An 18,278-nucleotide genomic window follows, 5' to 3' on the forward strand; every position below is an offset into this window, starting at 1 on the left:
CCGATCGGCTTGCCATTCCTGGGATTGAGTTTGCACGCGATAACCAGAATAACCTGCTACTAAATTAACTACATCCTCGCCAAACTCAAACCGTACTCCTCGCATTTGAGCAACTTTAATCAAACATTCGGTTAAAATTTTGGGGTGAACCTGGCGATCTTGGGGAGAATATACCGCTCCCAGACACTGCTCAACTGCCAAATGGGGACAACGCTCTTGCAGAGTTGCTCGACTCCAAAGTTGCAGCTCCCATCCTTGAGATTGGCGAGTCTTGGCTAATTTCTGTTTTTGCTGCCACTTTTGTTCATCTCTGCATAGCATCAAAATCCCTTGGCGGTTATAGGGAATCGTTTGCTGGCAAAGGGTTTCGAGTTCGGGAATTAAGGTATCGTAGCGGCGAATACTGGTTTCTCGCATTTGCCAGGCTCTACCCTTCGTTTTCTGGCTAATGCATCCCATCATCACTCCCAATGCGGCGCTCGTACAGCCTTGAACCCCAGAAGTGCGATCGATGACGGTCACTTGAACTCCTGCGATTGAGGAGAGTTCATAGGCGATCGTTGCTCCAATTACACCACAGCCAATCATCAGAATTTGCGTCATATATCCTATCTTATTTTTCTCTTTTTTATCATGGTTAGTTATAGACGATCGCAATTAGAAGCACACAAGAAAGTAATCGCTAAGAAATTTCTCTTCTAGCTCCTTGGGTAGTTATGGCATCATAAATCAAGGGACTTTACTTAAAGCTGAATTAACCGGTTCAACTAATTTCTGAGTCGCCATAACCACTAAAAAAATTATAATGAAGCAAAATAGCGTTCAATCAGGATAATTGCCACAATATCATCGATGGGACGGGGAGGTTGGCGCATTCCTTGGGGAACGAGACGAGTTAGGCCTTTGGGGGGATACATTTGCCAGTAGCGATCGCGAGCTTCTAAGGTAGAATATCTCTCATCTACCTTGATAATTTCCAGGGTTTCGGCAAACTCCGGTTTCAGTTTCGCTTCCCAAGCTTTCGAGGTGGTTTGATTTCCCATTACCAACACGGAAACCCCATACTGTTGAGACCAAGCTTTTAAAGTAGCGATCGCCTGCTCCGAAGCAACCACCTCATGCTCGAATACCTGGCGATCTTCAGCCATTACCGCAATGCCACACTTATCTTTACCCGGATCGAATCCCAGAATCATCAACGTTCAACTCTACTCACTTTGTCGTCGTAGAAACGGAATCAGAGCCTCGCACACTTTTTCTGGCCAGTCTTCTTGAGCATAATGCCCAACTTCTTCTAAGGCAATAAATTCGGCTTGGGATACGCTAGAAATCGCCTCTTTTGCACTGGATGACAACAACCAGGGATCGTTTTCTCCCCAGATCACTTGCAGGGGTTTCGACCATTGGGGAAGAGTGCGACTAATATTGGTTAAACTCGATTTCAGGTTCAGATTTCGCAACGTTGCCAGCAGAGCGCGTCCAGCAGCCGAAGTTTCTAAAAAGGGGCGACGATAAACATTGAGGTCTTTTTCATCGACTTGATAGGGCGATCCGCCTTCCAGGGTGCGATCGACAATGAGGGGATCTTGGGTCATCATTTCTCCCGCTAGAGGTAGGGTAAACTGCTGGATTTTCCAGGGTAATTTAGCTTGGGGACTCAGGGGGATATTAATTAAGCTGAGGCGATGGATGCGATCGCTATTTTGCAGAGCATAGAGGAGTCCGGGAACGCTGGTGTAGCCTTGCAGCACGAGGGAAACTTGCTCTAATTCTAGGCTATCGATGAGGTCTCCCAAAGCTTTGACAAACGCTTCTGGAGTATAGGCAAAGTCCCGTTTTTCTGGAAATGCTGATTGTCCGGAACCGATCCAGTCTGGGGCGATCGCCCAAAATCCTTGTTCGGCTAGAGACGGCAGAACTTCTCGCCAACTATAGCTTTGGGAGAGTAACCCATGGAGCAATAGAACTGGGGGTTTGTCGGTTGCTTGCATCGGTTGCGCTTCGCGATAAAACCATTCTAGGGAACCGACGTTAATTTGCTTCTCCTCAATAGACACTCTTGTTGCTTGACTCCGTTTCGTTTCACTGGGATGGAGTTAGCATACCGTGTTTTTACCTCTTTTACTACTATAATTGGCTATTTTAAAAACGAATATCCTGCCAAATTTCAGCGTCAGCAAAGCGCTCTAAATGTTTGCGATTCGTTGTCGCAATCACAACATACTGACCAGGATATTCTTCTTGAATGAGTTTCCATTGAGCGCATATAATCATATCACAATCAATAATCCGACAATGCCTGAATCTAAAAAGACAATCATTCTTGATGATATAACTTAAAGCCTGATTTACTCTCTCGATCGATGATTTCCTTTACCGTTTGCCAATATTGTTCTCGATCGCGCACTTCTTCTGGGGAAGGTTCTTCTTCTATCCACTGTTTTAATAGTGCAAGAGCCGCTTGATTTTTATCTATCTGCTCTTCAAGAGTCTCTCCTTTATGAGGCAAAACGAACCTGGATTGAAGTTTTAATTGTTCTGGCATAAACTAATTTTTGCTGATTGAATCCAAATTTACTGATATTTTAACACGCATCTCCCCATTCACTCACCTTGCTCTGGATATTCGCCGAGAGTTTCAATTTATTGACGGCTGAAGTAACAAAGGATTGAATAAAGGCTGTGCGCTGATTTTGTTCAAAGATAGTTTTGATAATCGAGGTCAATTTATCCAAATTTAAGCCCTGTTCTGGATTAAAGTCTTGGGTTTGGAAATATTCAATTAAACTTAATCCGGCAATGCGAGTTAAATAGGCAGCACTGATGCCTTGTACGAGTCCGCCTGCTGTATAGGTAATGGCATTGGTTTTGAGAACGCTGGTAATCGTTTGGGTGGAGAGTTCGACTAATCCCAGTTTGACGATCAGTTCGCCGACAATACCGGCAATTTTTTGACCGTGTTGGAGGGTAAAGGACTGGTTCGGTTGATAAATTTTGGCTAAGTCTAATATCAGTTGACCGGTAATTGCGCCCGTGGTCAACAGATCGAGGCTGGGAATGGGGTTCGCAAAGGCAGTGGTGGCGGCGATCCATTGATATTGCTCGATCGCCGGCAAAGCGCGATCGCGGCGTTTTTGGTTCCAGACGGCTTGGATCTCGCTCTGTAAAGCTTCTGCTTGGCGCTGGATAGTCCCTAAAATGGGCATATGGGGAGCATCCGCCACTTGCACGAGACGGCTTTTCAGGGATTCAATTTGGGGCGCTGGCTGTTCCATCCATTCCTCTACAGTGCCATCGGGTTGGTGTTTGCGGACTTTGATCGGTTGAGGAATAGCGGCAGTTACGACTAAATCCTCTTTCTCTAGTTTACCGGTCATTCTACTATTGATTTGTTGGAGAAGACTGGGCAGCTCTTGGGGTAAGTATTGGTCTTGTTTATTCAAGACTAAAATAACGTGATGATAGTTATTCTTGAGCTCTTGTAGGGTTTGATATTCAGACTCAGTTAAGTCTCCGGCGATCGCCAACAGAATCACATCACTGTTGCGGAATTGTTCTTCAATCTGGCTTTGAATTGCGTCACTCGGATTGGGCGTAAATAGAGCAGGTGTTTCAATAATTTGCCAATCCTGGGATAGGAGATTAAACAAACTACTTTTACCCACATTTTTACCGCCGGTAATGGCGATTTTGAGAGTTTTGCGGTTGATTTCGGCTCTGAGTTCATTGAGGCGATTTTGCCAACTGGAAATATCAACCTCTTCTGTTGCTAACTCGGCGTTCGCGAAGCGACTCCAAAGGAGTATCGCCCCTTCAACTTGAGTAAACGTCCGCTCTAGAGTTTCCTGGTTTACCGGTGAAGGAAGTGTTTCCACGGGGACAGAGACAGAGTTTTGTCGCCACCACCAAATCCCACCCCAGGCGATCGCCCCTAGAGTAACCCATTCTCCCCATTCACTCACAGAACTTTGGATATTTGCCCACAACCAGAGGAGTGCCCCTAATCCTAAGCCACCAACTAACAGAGGACGACGTATGAGTGTTGCCATCGATTTCTCCACTAAACCCAACCAGATCTCTAGCTTAACTCGATTGGGGGCATTGGGGGGGCGATCGGGTACCTTAGTGACGATCGTTCCCGATCATATAACTTAAAGCCTGATGGACGCTCGCGATCGATAATTTCCTTTACCGTTTGCCAATATTGTTCTCGTTCACGCGCTTCTTCTGGGGTGATTTCTTCTTCTATCCACTGTTTTAAGAGTGCAAGAGCCGCTTAATTTTTATCGATTTGCTCTTCAAGAGTCTGTCCTTTATGGGACAAACTAAACCTAGATTTATGTCTTGATAGTTCTGACATAAATTCATTATTTCTGACCGAATAAAAAAACCTAACATTTCAACAAAGCTCAACCATAATTCAATTCTTCTCTTCCTTGTAAATACTCAACAATAAGTCCTTTAGTTGTCCTTTTCATTAGTTCACAAGTACGCTGAACCAAATCAGAATCTTTTTTTGCAGATTCTAATGTGACATGACATTGACCCGCACAGCAACCTTCAATTTCACAACCCTTGCAGAATTGATTATTGCCGGGTAAACGACGTTGAATAAGTTGCATATACAAACTGCCTTGTTCAAAACATTTCTCAAACTCTAGTGAATTTCCTACAACTGTATTGGTATGCCCACAAGTTTTTAGAGTTCCATCTACATTAAATTCAATTGTTTTACCTTCCATTGATGGGCAAAATGCATGAGGTTTAGACAGCCAAGAGTGGGACATTAAGATTCTGTACGGAGTTTCCCAAGTGCCATAAAAATTCAATCCTTGTTGATGAGCATAACGCCGTAAGTCTATAATCTTGTTGACACAATCTTCAATCGGAATTGCTGTTGAACGAACCAGATCAAAATCCATTGAAACATCTTTTACACCCAAAGACGTTCCCAAGTCTATGACCTGTTCATCAATCAAGGCAAAATTTGTATCTGTCACCGTTACGGAAAACCCATCAATCGGATATTCAATGGATTCCAGTAAACGAATTTTGCTTAAAATCTTATCAAAAGTCCCCTGTCCCTTGGAATCAACCCTGATTAAATCGTTGGCTTCACGGAGTCCATCAAGAGAGGTAGAGATCTTAACTTTATATTTTTTGAGTGTTTCTGCTTTTTGGCGGTTTAATAAGCTTAAATTAGTATTAATTGCATAAAAAAATTGCATATCTGGTATGGATTCACAATATTCCAAAACAAACAGCAAAGTTTTCCAGTTGAGCAGAGGTTCACCATTGCCAAAATGAATTCTGACCAACGAGTTTTCACTCGATCGCACTTTTTCAATAAATTTGTCAATGCTTTCTTTCGCCGTTTCAGCACTCATGTTTAATTCTGGAGAATTTCTAGTTTCAAAATCATTATTCAAAAAGTGCATACAATGTTTACAACCAAAATTGCAAGCATTACTAATAGCTAATTCAAGTCGTTGAAGTCTATTTCCTTGTTTTAATTCAGTTAAAAAATCTTCATGCAACGCTTCTAGTAGCTCAAGCTCGTCGTTGCCCTCATATTCTAATAAATGCAAGTCGGTTAAGGTCTTAACGACTTCTTCTATATCACCTTCACAATAATCAGCCATTTCATCAAGTGTTTTAGGTTCTTGAAAAAGATGGATAAAATCAACAACAGATTCTTCTACTTCTCGTGGCTGATTAAAGAGAGCATGATAAATCAAAAAAATTCCATTCCCACCATCGACAGAATGAAAGTAGCGAGACTGCTGGTAAGCTTTAGTTTCCATATTATTTATCCTTAATCTAGATTAAAAAAAAATATTTGCCCACCATAACTTGTTTGAATCCAGAAGCCATGATAGGCAAAAAATATAGCTATCTAGCTACGACGTTGGCAAGTGGCACGGCTCTTAAATAAAGAATCCGGCTTAGTCGTTTTGATTTGTTCAGGTTTAACCCGGATTTTGACCTGTTTTTTTTCAGTCATGGTGCATACCCTATTTCATAGAGATTATTAAAAATAATACCCCTTAATTTAAAAATAACTAAATACTCAAATATCCTATTCAAGCCTGAGTTTTATCAATAAATATTTCAATGACAATCGTGAAATATCGTGGGATGCTGTATTAGACTGAGTTATAATGGTGGAAACCCTTACTCTATCTTCACTCTATGGTTGTTACAGAAGTGTTACAATTTGTCGATCGCCTTGTCTTTGACGAAACGGGAAAACACTTAGATGACATTCAGAAAGCTGTAGTGAAAGGGGTTTGGCAAGGGGAAAGTTATGAAGAAATTGCCCAAGAATGTCATCGCAGTGAGAGTCGGGTGAGAGATGTAGGGTATAAGCTATGGCGAATTTTGTCAGAACGGTTAGAAGAAGATGTGAATAAATCGAATTTTCTGGCGACAATTGAAAGATTGCATATCAGTTCATCACAAAATATTTGTGTAGTTACACATCATAATATTAATTTCTGTTCAACTCATCAATCTGGCTCTCTACAAAATCCTCAAAATCATCCAGTTGATTCTGACTCGAAACGCGCTTCTATAGATTTAGAACTCGCACCTGAGATTACTTACTTTGAAGGACGCAGCGAGGAACTAGAAAAACTTTCTGAGTGTATTTTCAATCAACCCACTCGTCTCATGGCAGTGTTGGGATTAAGTGGTATTGGCAAAACAACGCTGGTTAGGCGATTTATTGACTTACATTTGGATTCCTGGGAGGCTGTAATCTGGAAAAGTTTGAAATTCCCCAAATCTCTAAGTCATCTGCTGCATGATATTTTGACAACTTTCAAGCCAGAAACTGAAAAGAGTCTTGAGCTTGATGAACAAATCACCCAAGTCTTTGAACTGTTATCGACGCGGCGATGTTTGCTGATTTTTGATGATGTCCAAAATCTGTTTATCCCTGGACAATTTGCGGGACAGTATCAACCAGAATATACAGACTATAGAACATTTTTCAAAATGATGGCAGAAGTTTCACATCAAAGCTGTTTAATCCTGATCAGTCAAGAAAAATCGCCAGAAATGATTTCTTTGGATGCAGAGTTATACCCAATTCAGTCTTTAGAACTAGGAGGATTCGATGCTGAAGGTGGAGAGTTTGTGCAATATCAGGGATTATCCTCTGAAGAAAATTTGTTAGACTTAAGCAAGCTATATCAGGGAAATCCTTTCTATTTGCAATCTATCTCTAGTTTGATTAAAGAGGTTTTCTCAGGTGAGGTGAATGAATTTATGGCTGAGGATAGTTTGATATTTACAGAAGAGATGAAATCAGTGTGGAATACCTTGTGGATGAGGCTATCTCAGGTAGAAAAAGATATCATTTTAGAAATGAGTCGAGCAAAAGTACCTATGTATAGAGATGATTTAAGAAATATGTTAACATTGTCTTCTCTAGAAGTTGTCAATAGCTTACAATCGTTGACTAGGCGTTATCTATTAAATTCACTTCAGGGCGATCGACATTCATTTATCCTCAATTCTATTTTTCAAGAATATCTCAAATTATTCTTGATGATATAACTTGATTCTTGACAAAGTCAAGAGTCAGTGAGAAGATGAAGAAATTAGCTAAAATATTTTAGCAAATGACTTAAGCAAAATGGCTAAAGACCGATTCCATGAATCTGTAAAAACAGCCTTAATTAAGGAAGGCTGGACAATTACAAGCGATCCTCTCATCATTCGTATAGATCGGGTTAGACTAGAAATTGATCTAGCAGCCGAAAAAGTATTTGCCGCAGAAAAAGACGGGCGAAAGATTGCTGTAGAAGTAAAAGGATTCATGAATCCTTCTGCGATTTATGACTTTCACGCAGCTTTAGGACAGTTCTTGAATTATCGCCTAGGTTTGCAAATGACAGACCCCTTACGGAATCTTTATCTAGCTGTACCCGTAGATATTTTTAACGATTTTTTTCAAGAGCGTTTTGTCCAAGTTGCTATACTTCAACATCGTCTAAGCATTATCACATATGACCCTGATTTAGAAGAGGTAATAGAATGGAAAAACTAGAAAAGTATCGCCAAATTGTCGAAGAAGTAATCAAAAGTCATGTCAGTCCCGAAGAGCCGGATATTGAATCCCAAGCGATTTGCGATCGCGAACAGGATCATTATCAACTGGTGGATCTCGGTTGGCAAGGCTTCAATCGGATTTATGCCTGCTATATTCACATCGATATTAAAGACGAGAAAATTTGGATTCAGAACAATATGACAGAAGCCGACTTAGGGCAAGAGTTAGTCGATAAAGGCATTCCTCCTTCAGATATTATTCTCGGTTTACATCCCCCATACAAACGCCCTTACACCAAGTATGGTGTTGCTTAAGCTGTTACCCTAAAATGAAAGTGAAACTCTTGAGGAGCCTATGTTACTCAACTATAATCCCAGAGCTTGCTTACCCTCTGCTGAAGATTTACCCGATTCTGACGATACTCCTGTGGATAACGAGCTACAAGATTTAATTCCCAGTTTGCTCAAAGCGATGCTGGCTTTAATTTGGGCAGAGCGGATGGATTGGTTTTTTGGGGTAGACATGGGAATCTATTACGATCCGAACCAACCGGCTATTGTCCCCGATGGCTTTTTGAGTGTAGGCGTTCCCAGAATTATTGACTCTGATTTACGTCTATCTTATGTATTGTGGGAAGAGCAAAAATTGCCCACCCTCGTGTTAGAAGTGGTTTCTCATAAACGGCGGAAAGAATATACTCAGAAAAAAGAAGAATATGCCCAACTGGGAATTTTATATTATGCGATCTATAATCCTTTGCGGAAAAGGAAACAAAAGTTAGAAGTGTATGAACTCAACGGCGGCGAATATGAATTATTATCTGGGCAGGTGGTGTGGTTATCCCAGTTGAATTTAGGCATTGGTAAAGCGGAGGGAACGTATCAAGGAATCACCCGAGAATGGCTCTATTGGTATGATGAGCAGGGAGAGCGCTATTTAACACCGGAAGAGCGAATTATCTCAGCTCAACAACAGCTATTATTAACGGAACAACGAGCATTATCAGCTCAACAACAGGCATTATCGGCTCAACAGAAAACGGAAAAACTCGCCCAAAAACTGAGGGAATTAGGCATCGATCCCGATCGCCTAGACCCATAATCGACGATCGATCGCCGATCTCGCAGTATCATAGACAATAGACTCTAACCTTATCCATATCCATCCGTCCTGTGACTGCGATCGCCCCCACCTCCCTCCTCGAACCCTCCCAACTGCTGCCCTTTGAACAGCTCGAACCTTCCCTACAACAGCGTTTCCAACAGGCTTGGCAACTGGGATCGCCCCTTCCTTCCGTGATATATCCCGAAACTCAAGAACAATTGAGCGAGGTGATGAAACTCGCCAAAGCTAACCAATGGCAGGTTGTACCCTGGGGAGCAGGCAGTAAAATTCATTGGGGTGGCATCGGTAAAGCGGTGGATCTTATCATCAGTACTCAACGCATCAATCAGGTGATTGAACATGCAGCTGGAGACCTCACAATTACCGTAGAAGCTGGGATTACTTTGGCACAGGTGAATGAATTTCTAGCGCCCCACAACCAGTTTTTAGCCTTCGATCCAGCCTACCCCAACCAAGCCACCATTGGCGGTATCATTGCGACAGCGGATACCGGAAGTTGGCGACATCGGTATGGTGGCGTGCGCGATCGCCTAATTGGACTTTCCTTTATCCGCAGTGATGGCGAGATTGCCAAAGCAGGGGGCAGAGTTGTCAAAAATGTTGCCGGTTATGACTTGATGAAACTGTTCATCGGCAGTTATGGCAGTTTGGGGATACTTTCTCAAGCCACGTTTCGCCTGTATCCTATTCCCGAAAGTTCAGCTACAGTAGTACTTTCAGGAAATCCAGAGGCGATTGCCCAAGCCACCCAAACCCTACTGAATTCCAGTTTAACCCCCACTGCCCTCGATTTAAGACCCCAAAATGACCAAATTCTGCTCATTGCTCGCTTCCAAAGTACACCCTTAAGTGTGCAAGAACAAGCCAAACGGGTATCAGATCTTAGCCAAGCATTAGGATTGAGCGCCCAAATATACGAGCAGCAGAACGAAAGCCAACTATGGGCAACCTGGCAACATCAACTTTGGGAAACCCACCCCCAAAAGGTTATCTGTAAACTCGGTATTCGTCCCACCGAAGTCGTTAACCTATTGCTAAAAATTGAACAACTTGCCCAAGTGCAAAGTCAATGTGTGCTTCACACTCGCACTGGCTTAGGTATACTACGATGCAATCAAATTCGATCGACACAACTGTTGGAGTTGCGATCCTATCTTACTTCCCATGGCGGTTTTCTCAGTATCTTAGAAGCACCTCCATCCCTGAAAAAATCCCTAGATGTATGGGGGTATACAGGAAATGCACTTAAAATCATGCAAAATATCAAGCATCAATTCGATCCAGATAACTTACTCAGTGGCGATCGCTTCATTCAATAAACTACATTTCTATAGTATCGATTAGCATAACTCATGTTTTTTACCTTGCACCAGGCTAACCCTTTTTTGCATAATTAAAACCAGATCCAGTCAATTCGTAGGGTAGGTAGTGCCCTATTCCCTATTCCCTATTCCCTATTCCCTCTTTTCATGACTCCCGCCAAAAATAGTAATTTCTTATCTCAAAACCCCCATTTGTCCTCTGGATTTGATCCTCAAAATCCACCCAATCCCGATCTAATTAATACCTGCGTTCATTGCGGATTTTGTCTCTCCACTTGCCCCAGTTATCGCGTTTTAGGACAAGAAATGGACTCTCCCAGAGGACGCATTTATTTGATGGATGCGATTAACCAAGGTGAAGCTCCCTTAGCCCCTGCTACCTCCCAACATTTTGACACCTGTTTAGGATGTTTAGCCTGTGTTAGCACTTGTCCTTCAGGAGTGCAATATGATAAACTCATTTCAGCTACCCGCCACCAAGTCGAACGCAATATCGATCGCAATATTCCCGATCGCATTATTCGCTCTTTAATCTTCAATCTTTTTCCCTATCCCAATCGCTTAGTTCCCTTTCTTTATCCCCTCTATCTCTACCAAAAATCTGGCTTACAATCCCTCATTCGACGCACCAATGTGCTCAAAAAAATATCGCCTAGATTGGCGGCAATGGAATCCATTTTACCCCAAATTTCTCTCTCTTCCCTACACCATTCCTTTACCGATGTCATTCCTGCCCAAGGGAAAAAACGCTATCGGGTGGGAGTCATTCTTGGCTGCGTGCAACGGCTGTTTTTTAATCCAGTAAATGCGGCAACGATTCGCGTTCTAACTGGGAATGGGTGTGAAGTTGTGATTCCCAAAACCCAAGGCTGTTGTGGGGCACTCCCGGAACATCAGGGACAAACCCAATCCGCCCAAGATTTAGCACGCCAAATGATTGATTCTTTTGCCAATTACGATCTGGATTATGTGATTATCAATGCCGCCGGATGCGGACATACCCTAAAAGAATATGGTCATATTTTAGCTGACGATCCCAATTATAGAGATAAGGCAAAGCATTTCGTCAGTAAAGTCAAAGATATTCAAGAATTTTTAGCCATGGTGGGCTTAACTGCACCCTTATCTCCCCTAGCTGAAGAAGAGTTGAAGATTGTTTATCAGGATGCTTGTCATCTATTACATGGACAAAAAATTAGTGTGCAACCGCGCCAATTACTCAAACAAATTCCTGGCATTCAATTAAAAGAACCTGTAGATGCTGCCTTATGTTGTGGAAGTGCAGGAGTTTATAATATGTTGCAGCCAGAGGTAGCAGAAAATTTAGGCGATCAAAAAGTAAATAATTTGCTCAATACGGGAGCTAATTTAATTGCTTCTGCGAATCCAGGCTGTAGTTTACAGATCAAAAAACATTTACAGCAACAGGGTAAGACGGTTTCGATTTTCCATCCCATTGAACTACTCGACTATTCCATGCGAGGCATTATCCTATCTTCCCTCGACAGGACTTAATCTGAGGAGGAGGAAAGGGAGACAGGTAACCAAATTTCAAAGGTTGTACCGCTTCCAATTTGCGATCGCAGTTTCAGATATCCTTGATGTTTTTCAGTTACAATCTGGTGGGAAATGGCTAATCCTAACCCCGTTCCTTTTCCTACGGGCTTGGTTGTAAAAAATGTTTCAAAAATGCGTTCTTGAATCTCTGGAGGTATACCCGTTCCATTATCTTCAACCTCAACTTTAACCCATTCTGACTCATCGGATTCTATTAACCATTGGGTGGTAATCGCAATTTCTGGTTTCCATTGCTCAGATTTTTCCCGTTCATTTAAAGCATCAATCGCATTGGTGAGCAAGTTCATAAAGACTTGGCTCAATTGCCCGGAATAACACTCAACTAAGGGCAACTCTCCATAGCTTTTCACCAAGTGAATTCCATATTTGAGTTTATTCCGTAAAATCAATAAGGTACTATCTAAACATTCATGAAGATTTGCCAGTTGGGGATGGTTTTCACCCATATGGGAAAAATTCCGCATTCCACCGACTAAAGCATTTAAGCGCTCTGCACTCTCCTGCATACTATCAATTAGTTCGGGTAAATCGTTCTGTAAATACTCAAAATCAATATCTTCTTTTATCTCTTCAATGGGTTCTGGATCTTCTCCAGATTCTTCCTCATAAGCTTCTACTAAATCTAGTAAATCCTGACTATAAGTTTTTAAGAACTTCACATTTCCCCATAGAGTATTAACTGGATTTCTGATTTCATGGGCTAATCCAGCTACCATTTGCCCTAAACTGGCTAATTTTTCCGTTTGAATCAGATGAGCTTGGGTGTTTTCGCGTAATAGTTGCGTAGTTAGTTCATGAATTCTAGATTGAGCTAGGAGTAATTGATGAACATCGAGCAAACAATAGCAGTGGCTAGAACACTTGATAACTAAGGGTTCATAGAGTTTTTCTGGAGGACGTTCTAAAGAGCGAACTGCGGCTTCCACAATCGGTTCTGTACCGGGTAAAACTAGGTGATCGGGCAAAAGATGTTGACCGACTTTTTGATTGGCTAATCGATTTAAAACTCTAATTTCTCGCCGAATAAAAACTTCTAAACCATAGGGACGACTCAGTTGTTCTAGAAATCTTCTTCGGGAAATCATCCCAGCAAATTCCCCTTTATCTGTTAAAATCACTCCAGGTAAAAGGGAATATGCTTTGAAGATTTGTGCGACTACACGCCCCGGTTGACTAACGTCCACAGAACATTCCCATAACGAGAGGTCTTTTAAGGTTGAATCAAGGTTTACTTCAGTGGCTCTCAGACCGGATCGAGCCACTACTTCTGTTGGTATCTCTGACACTTTTACCACCATATTTTTTATTATTCAAAAATTCTTTCCCTATTATAGGAATAAAAACTATAATAGACTATAATGATGGTTTAGGTAAGTCAATTTTTACGATCGCCTTAAACTTTATTTAACCTATTTTAAATTTATTTAACCTACTGATTTATAGGGGCCTATTCCCAGAAAGATAGAGGCGCGATCGCACCCGTTCTAAGCAAAACTCATGAACTAATATCCAGCCCCATTTCGGGGCAATTTCCGGGCGTTTATGGGGGGTGATAACCATCAGGCGATCGCCAATCCAGCTTAACTGATACACTAAGGCTGGTAAGCGCGATCGCTCCACCAAATGCAGCGCAAAACTACACACAATCAACCCATATTCACGCCCCCACAACACTCCCTGCTCAATGTCTTCAAATCGATAACCCTCAGCCATCTGTCCCGTGCGCCCTAGATAAGCCTCCTGAGTATACGGATCGATGCCGTGTATATCCTGCCATCCCAACTGACGCAAGGCCAACGTCACCTCGCCACTCCCACAAGCCAAATCCAAAACGGGTAAACTCCCTCTCGGTACATCGACTAGCCCCTGAGCCAAAACTTGCCCAATCCTCTCCTCATGGGGATTACGATAGGTTGCTCCCTGCTGTTGGTAAAAGTCTTCTACTCCCCAGGTTTCATAAGCCTGACGAATTGATAAATCCATGCAATGAACAATTAACAATTAACAACTACAGTTCTACCCCATCTCCCCGTGTCCCTCCATCCCCCATCCTCACCCTTGCCCCCACTCCCCAGAGAGAGTAAAATTAGAGTATGGGCTGTTCTTAGTTCAGATCTAATCCAGGCTGACGGAAATCCGACCGGTAAGGAAGATGTCAGCTCAATTACAATAAAGAATAAATATTTCGCCAGAGAAGAGGACTCGTCCCCTAATAATGATATCGGAAAAAATCAGCCAACGCTCTGACTTTCTTGGAACCCAAGTCATCACCCGGAATAATGGCAAACGCTTGGGAGTCGTCAGCCAACTGTGGGTCGATATAGACCGGCGGGAAGTGGTTGCCTTAAGTTTGCGAGATAATCTGCTCTCAGGTGTTCTCGCTGGAATTCCCCGCTATATGTACTTGAGCAATATTCGCCAAGTCGGTGATGTGATTCTTGTTGATGATGACGACGTAATTGAAGATGTCAACGTAGAAGTTTACAGCAGCCTCATTGGTAGTGAGGTGATTACCGAAGCTGGGGAAATGCTCGGCAAAGTCAGAGGGTATCGCTTTGATACAGAAGATTATCGAGTCACTTCCTTAATTATTGCCTCGATTGGCTTACCCCTGATTCCTGAACAGGTGGTTAGTACCTATGAACTCACTATCGATCAAATTGTGAGCAGCGGACCAAACCGCCTGATTGTGTTTGAAGGTGCAGAAGAGCAGATGGTGCAGTTAAGTGTGGGGGTACTAGAGAAACTGGGGATTTCCCAAGCACCTTGGGAAAGAGAAGGAGCTGAACCCTATGCTATGCCAATCATTGACAGCGAAAAGCGGTTAGGTACAGGTACTCCCATACGCACAGAAGAACCCATCCGAGAGATGGAGCCAGTCATGGAAGAAACCTGGAATGCGGATGAATGGCAAAAACCGCAACCGGCTCCCATGCGGCAGTTCCAGCAACCCGAACCTCGGTATGAGCAAAGCTATGAGGAAGATAACTGGGGAGGTGATGGGGACGAAGATCGTAGCTATCGAGAACCAAGCTATCGAGTCGATCCTCCGGAAGTAGAGAACGAAGAGATTCCAGAGACTCCTTATGAACCCTCCTATCGGGAGATAGAAGAGGATGCTTGGGCTGATAAAGACCAGGATGAACCCTTAGATTTGCCAAAAGTTAATATTCCAGAAACTCGGAAAAAACCAGAGTATGAAGGATAACGGTTTGTGTGAGTTGTGAACGAAAGAATCCTCTAGCCTTAAATCCCTTTTTGAAGGCTCTCAAGGCAAGGGGCTTTGGCCTCTTGTTAGACCCTCCTTTTTCTGATGAGTATCCAAAAAATTCCCCTGGCATCTATCCAAAAAATCCGTACCTATCTCACGAGTCTGCTGGTGCTTCCAGAGTCTGAAAACTGCGGGCGATCGCTATCTTTTAATGAATCTGACGATCTCCCAGAACCGGAATCTCTCGATGAGCTAGGGGGATTATTTGATTTGGGGCCAGCAGAAGAGGATGAGGAGGCGATCGCCACATCACCTTCTGGGCCTTGGTTAATTAGTGCCGTTAATCCTGCCACTGCTTTACGCAAATTACCTGGGCTACGCTTAAAACTGGGTCTACGCTGGGTTAGCTATATTTATCGTGACCCCAATGAACCCAACAGTGGCACGGGAATAACTTGGGCTGTACCAGAAGACTATTGTGCGACGGCTACCCTCGAAGAAGCCCTAGCCGATGGCTGCGATCCAGAGCATCCCCCCCGGCCCCAAGGGGCATTAGATAATTTTATGGCTGCCATTGAAGGCGATCGCAGCGCTCCTTCTTTTATGGTTGCTGCCCTCCTGCGCCGAGAAATTCAAGAATTTGTCTGTGCAGAAGCGAACCGAGATTGGAGCCACCACCGCTTGATTGACTCCCCTCCCAAGCAAGTCAAATGGCAATGGAAAGGCCAAATCAAAGACTTATCCCCCAAAATCCGTAAGCTGGATGATGGCAAAATTGCCGTAGAATTTTTCACTTGTCGCACCAGTGCCCCGATCGCCATTTTTCGCCACGTTGAACAATATCCCTCATCCAGTTATCAGAGCAAGGCGATCGACCAACCCGTAGCGATTCCCATCCGTACAAAATCAATTAAAAATTAAAAATTAAAAATTAAAAATCAACAATCAGGATCTGGTAGCCTGGTACGTGCTTAACTGAACATCGGTAAGCATAAACCCTTAATTTCAGCAAGGATTACCCTATGTACGAAAAAATCAGCCCTCCTGAAACCGGCGAAAAAATTACCTTTGCTGAAGGTAAACCCATTGTTCCCGACCATCCTATCATTCCCTTCATTCGTGGAGACGGTACGGGGGTAGACCTTTGGCCCGCCTCTCAGAAGGTCTTTGATGCTGCCGTTCAAGCAGCCTATGGTGGAAAACGGAAAATTTCCTGGTTCAAGGTGTACGCTGGTGATGAAGCTTGCGAACAATATGGAACGTACCAGTATTTACCTGAAGATACCCTAAAGGCGATCGAGGAATATGGAGTCGCCATCAAAGGCCCCTTAACCACCCCCATTGGTGGCGGTATTCGCTCCCTCAATGTTGCTCTGCGGCAAATTTTTGATCTCTATGCTTGCGTGCGTCCCTGTCGTTACTATGCTGGAACCCCCTCCCCCCACAAAACGCCAGAGAAAATGGACGTAATTATCTATCGGGAAAATACCGAAGATATTTACCTCGGTATTGAATGGCGCGAAGGCACAGAAATCGTCAAGAAACTGATTGAATACCTCAATACCGACCTCATTCCTTCTACTCCTGAGCATGGGAAAAAACAAATCCGTCTCGACTCTGGTATTGGCATTAAACCCATCAGTAAAACCGGAACTCAACGACTGGTGAAGCGGGCTATTCAAAACGCCCTTCGCTTACCCAAAGAGAAACAAACGGTCACCTTGGTTCATAAAGGCAATATTATGAAATATACCGAGGGAGCCTTCCGCGACTGGGGTTATGAATTAGCCACCACTGAGTTTCGCCAGGAGTGTGTAACTGAGCGCGAATCCTGGATTTTGAGCAATAAAGAAGAAAATCCAGACATTAGTTTAGAAGACAATGCTCACAAACTCGAACCCGGTTATGATGCCTTAACTGCCGAGAAAAAAGAAGAAGCTTGCGCTGAAGTAAAAGCCGTTCTGGATGCGATTTGGGAAAGTCACGGCAATGGCAAATGGAAAGAGAAAATCATGGTCAATGACCGGATTGCCGATAGTATTTTCCAACAACTACAAACCCGTCCTGGAGAATATTCGATCCTCGCCACCATGAATTTAAATGGGGATTATCTCTCGGATGCTGCTGCCGCCATTGTCGGAGGTTTAGGTATGGGGCCAGGAGCAAACATTGGCGATACTTGTGCTGTTTTTGAAGCCACCCATGGCACTGCCCCCAAACACGCCGGTTTGGATCGGGTCAATCCTGGATCGTTGATTCTTTCTGGAGTCATGATGTTAGAATACATGGGCTGGCAAGAAGCCGCAGACTTAATTAAAATGGGCATAGAAAAATCAATTTCTAATCGGGAAGTGACCTATGATTTAGCTCGTTTAATGGAGCCTCGTGTTGACCCACCCCTGAAATGTTCGGAGTTTGCTAACGCGATTATTCAATACTTTGGCTAAGGTCTTGCTTTGGTAATACAGCCCACTTTTCTTTTCTGTGGATGCGTTAGTATAGCGCTGCGCGCTAGGGAATAGGTTATGGTAACTAGGTTTCAGTATTGAATCGGAGTCCTAACCGACTCTTTCTCTGCTACAACAGCGCAGGGCAACCTACTGGACTTTCTCCGCTAATTTGATGCATTAGAAAAAGAGGGGGGAGAGGGACAGGACTTACTCATACCCTTTCCACACCTCATGCCCTATTTTAGCTGAGACAGTCCACTATTGCTGAGTTTCACGATCGGACACCCTTTCAAGCCTTAGCAATGCAGGGTGATGTAGCGGGGGGTTTAGAAATTCAGGTAACAAGCGATGGTACAAGGAACATACCCCTCTTCTGTCACTTTCCCAAAAAGAGGCCTCAAACCCTCATTCTTTCGTTGGCGATCGCAGGCTGTAATGACGGAAATTCGTTAGAATTTCCAAGAGTGACAGAAGAGGGATACAGCGCTTCGCGCTGCTATGAGGTACATTGTTGATCGTAGATGTGAGTTGTC

18 protein-coding genes are annotated in these 18,278 nt (G+C 43.3%); 9 read left to right on the forward strand and 9 right to left on the reverse strand.

Features of this window, described 5'->3' with window-relative positions; translation table 11 throughout:
• The 7 genes from AC3A14_RS19455 to AC3A14_RS19485 all read right to left on the reverse strand — a co-directional run.
• Positions 1-603: NAD(P)/FAD-dependent oxidoreductase (locus AC3A14_RS19455; RefSeq protein WP_487779114.1), on the reverse strand; the 603-nt coding region annotated here is incomplete at its 3' end.
• Positions 604-800: 197 nt separating this feature from the next.
• Complete coding sequence (locus AC3A14_RS19460) at positions 801-1,196, reverse strand: pre-16S rRNA-processing nuclease YqgF (RefSeq protein ID WP_318699561.1); 396 nt, start codon at positions 1,194-1,196, stop codon at positions 801-803.
• A gap of 12 nt (positions 1,197-1,208) precedes the next feature.
• The gene (locus AC3A14_RS19465) at positions 1,209-2,057 is read right to left on the reverse strand and encodes an alpha/beta fold hydrolase (RefSeq protein ID WP_318699560.1); all 849 of its coding nucleotides are present in this window, start codon (positions 2,055-2,057) and stop codon (positions 1,209-1,211) included.
• A gap of 85 nt (positions 2,058-2,142) precedes the next feature.
• The gene (locus AC3A14_RS19470; protein WP_318699559.1) at positions 2,143-2,274 is read right to left on the reverse strand and encodes a hypothetical protein; all 132 of its coding nucleotides are present in this window, start codon (positions 2,272-2,274) and stop codon (positions 2,143-2,145) included.
• Positions 2,275-2,317: 43 nt separating this feature from the next.
• On the reverse strand, positions 2,318-2,545 hold the full coding sequence (locus AC3A14_RS19475; RefSeq protein WP_318723231.1) for a hypothetical protein: 228 nt from the start codon (positions 2,543-2,545) through the stop codon (positions 2,318-2,320).
• Between the two features lie 40 nt (positions 2,546-2,585).
• Entirely contained in the window at positions 2,586-4,049 is a 1,464-nt protein-coding gene (locus tag AC3A14_RS19480) for a slr1306 family protein (protein WP_318699557.1), read from the reverse strand.
• A gap of 360 nt (positions 4,050-4,409) precedes the next feature.
• Positions 4,410-5,804, reverse strand: a complete 1,395-nt coding sequence (locus AC3A14_RS19485) for a radical SAM protein (RefSeq protein ID WP_318732368.1) — start codon at positions 5,802-5,804, stop codon at positions 4,410-4,412.
• A gap of 388 nt (positions 5,805-6,192) precedes the next feature.
• Here AC3A14_RS19485 and AC3A14_RS19490 point away from each other — a divergent pair, with 388 nt between their 5' ends.
• The 6 genes from AC3A14_RS19490 to AC3A14_RS19515 all read left to right on the forward strand — a co-directional run bounded on the left by AC3A14_RS19490 (position 6,193) and on the right by AC3A14_RS19515 (position 12,021).
• On the forward strand, positions 6,193-7,563 hold the full coding sequence (locus AC3A14_RS19490) for an ATP-binding protein (RefSeq protein WP_318732366.1): 1,371 nt from the start codon (positions 6,193-6,195) through the stop codon (positions 7,561-7,563).
• A 79-nt stretch (positions 7,564-7,642) separates the two neighbouring features.
• Positions 7,643-8,056, forward strand: coding sequence for an element excision factor XisH family protein (locus AC3A14_RS19495; RefSeq protein ID WP_318699553.1), 414 nt, complete (start codon positions 7,643-7,645; stop codon positions 8,054-8,056).
• Positions 8,044-8,373: a XisI protein gene (locus AC3A14_RS19500; protein ID WP_318699552.1), complete on the forward strand. Its 330-nt coding sequence runs from the start codon at positions 8,044-8,046 to the stop codon at positions 8,371-8,373. The genes AC3A14_RS19495 and AC3A14_RS19500 overlap by 13 nt, the downstream gene beginning before the upstream one ends.
• A 40-nt stretch (positions 8,374-8,413) precedes the next feature.
• Complete coding sequence (locus tag AC3A14_RS19505; protein WP_318699551.1) at positions 8,414-9,160, forward strand: Uma2 family endonuclease; 747 nt, start codon at positions 8,414-8,416, stop codon at positions 9,158-9,160.
• A gap of 71 nt (positions 9,161-9,231) precedes the next feature.
• Positions 9,232-10,503: an FAD-binding oxidoreductase gene (locus tag AC3A14_RS19510; RefSeq protein WP_318732365.1), complete on the forward strand. Its 1,272-nt coding sequence runs from the start codon at positions 9,232-9,234 to the stop codon at positions 10,501-10,503.
• 150 nt (positions 10,504-10,653) lie between these two features.
• The gene (locus AC3A14_RS19515; protein WP_318699549.1) at positions 10,654-12,021 is read left to right on the forward strand and encodes a (Fe-S)-binding protein; all 1,368 of its coding nucleotides are present in this window, start codon (positions 10,654-10,656) and stop codon (positions 12,019-12,021) included.
• On the opposite strand, the gene AC3A14_RS19520 is transcribed toward AC3A14_RS19515, so the two are convergent.
• Positions 12,018-13,370, reverse strand: coding sequence for an ATP-binding protein (locus AC3A14_RS19520; protein ID WP_318699548.1), 1,353 nt, complete (start codon positions 13,368-13,370; stop codon positions 12,018-12,020). The genes AC3A14_RS19515 and AC3A14_RS19520 overlap by 4 nt on opposite strands.
• Positions 13,371-13,521: 151 nt before the next feature.
• Complete coding sequence (locus AC3A14_RS19525) at positions 13,522-14,067, reverse strand: class I SAM-dependent methyltransferase (protein ID WP_318732364.1); 546 nt, start codon at positions 14,065-14,067, stop codon at positions 13,522-13,524.
• A 232-nt stretch (positions 14,068-14,299) separates the two neighbouring features.
• Between AC3A14_RS19525 and AC3A14_RS19530 the strand changes: the two genes are divergently transcribed.
• The 3 genes from AC3A14_RS19530 (at position 14,300) to AC3A14_RS19540 (ending at position 17,742) form a co-directional block, all read left to right on the forward strand.
• Positions 14,300-15,292 carry a PRC-barrel domain-containing protein gene (locus AC3A14_RS19530; RefSeq protein WP_318732363.1) on the forward strand — a complete coding sequence of 331 codons (993 nt, stop codon included), beginning with the start codon at positions 14,300-14,302 and terminating at the stop codon, positions 15,290-15,292.
• Positions 15,293-15,397: 105 nt separating this feature from the next.
• Positions 15,398-16,216 carry a hypothetical protein gene (locus AC3A14_RS19535; RefSeq protein ID WP_318732362.1) on the forward strand — a complete coding sequence of 273 codons (819 nt, stop codon included), beginning with the start codon at positions 15,398-15,400 and terminating at the stop codon, positions 16,214-16,216.
• A gap of 101 nt (positions 16,217-16,317) precedes the next feature.
• Positions 16,318-17,742: an NADP-dependent isocitrate dehydrogenase gene (locus AC3A14_RS19540; protein ID WP_318699544.1), complete on the forward strand. Its 1,425-nt coding sequence runs from the start codon at positions 16,318-16,320 to the stop codon at positions 17,740-17,742.
• The last annotated feature ends 536 nt before the right edge of the window (positions 17,743-18,278 follow it).

It is taken from the genome of Roseofilum sp., from assembly GCF_982964205.1.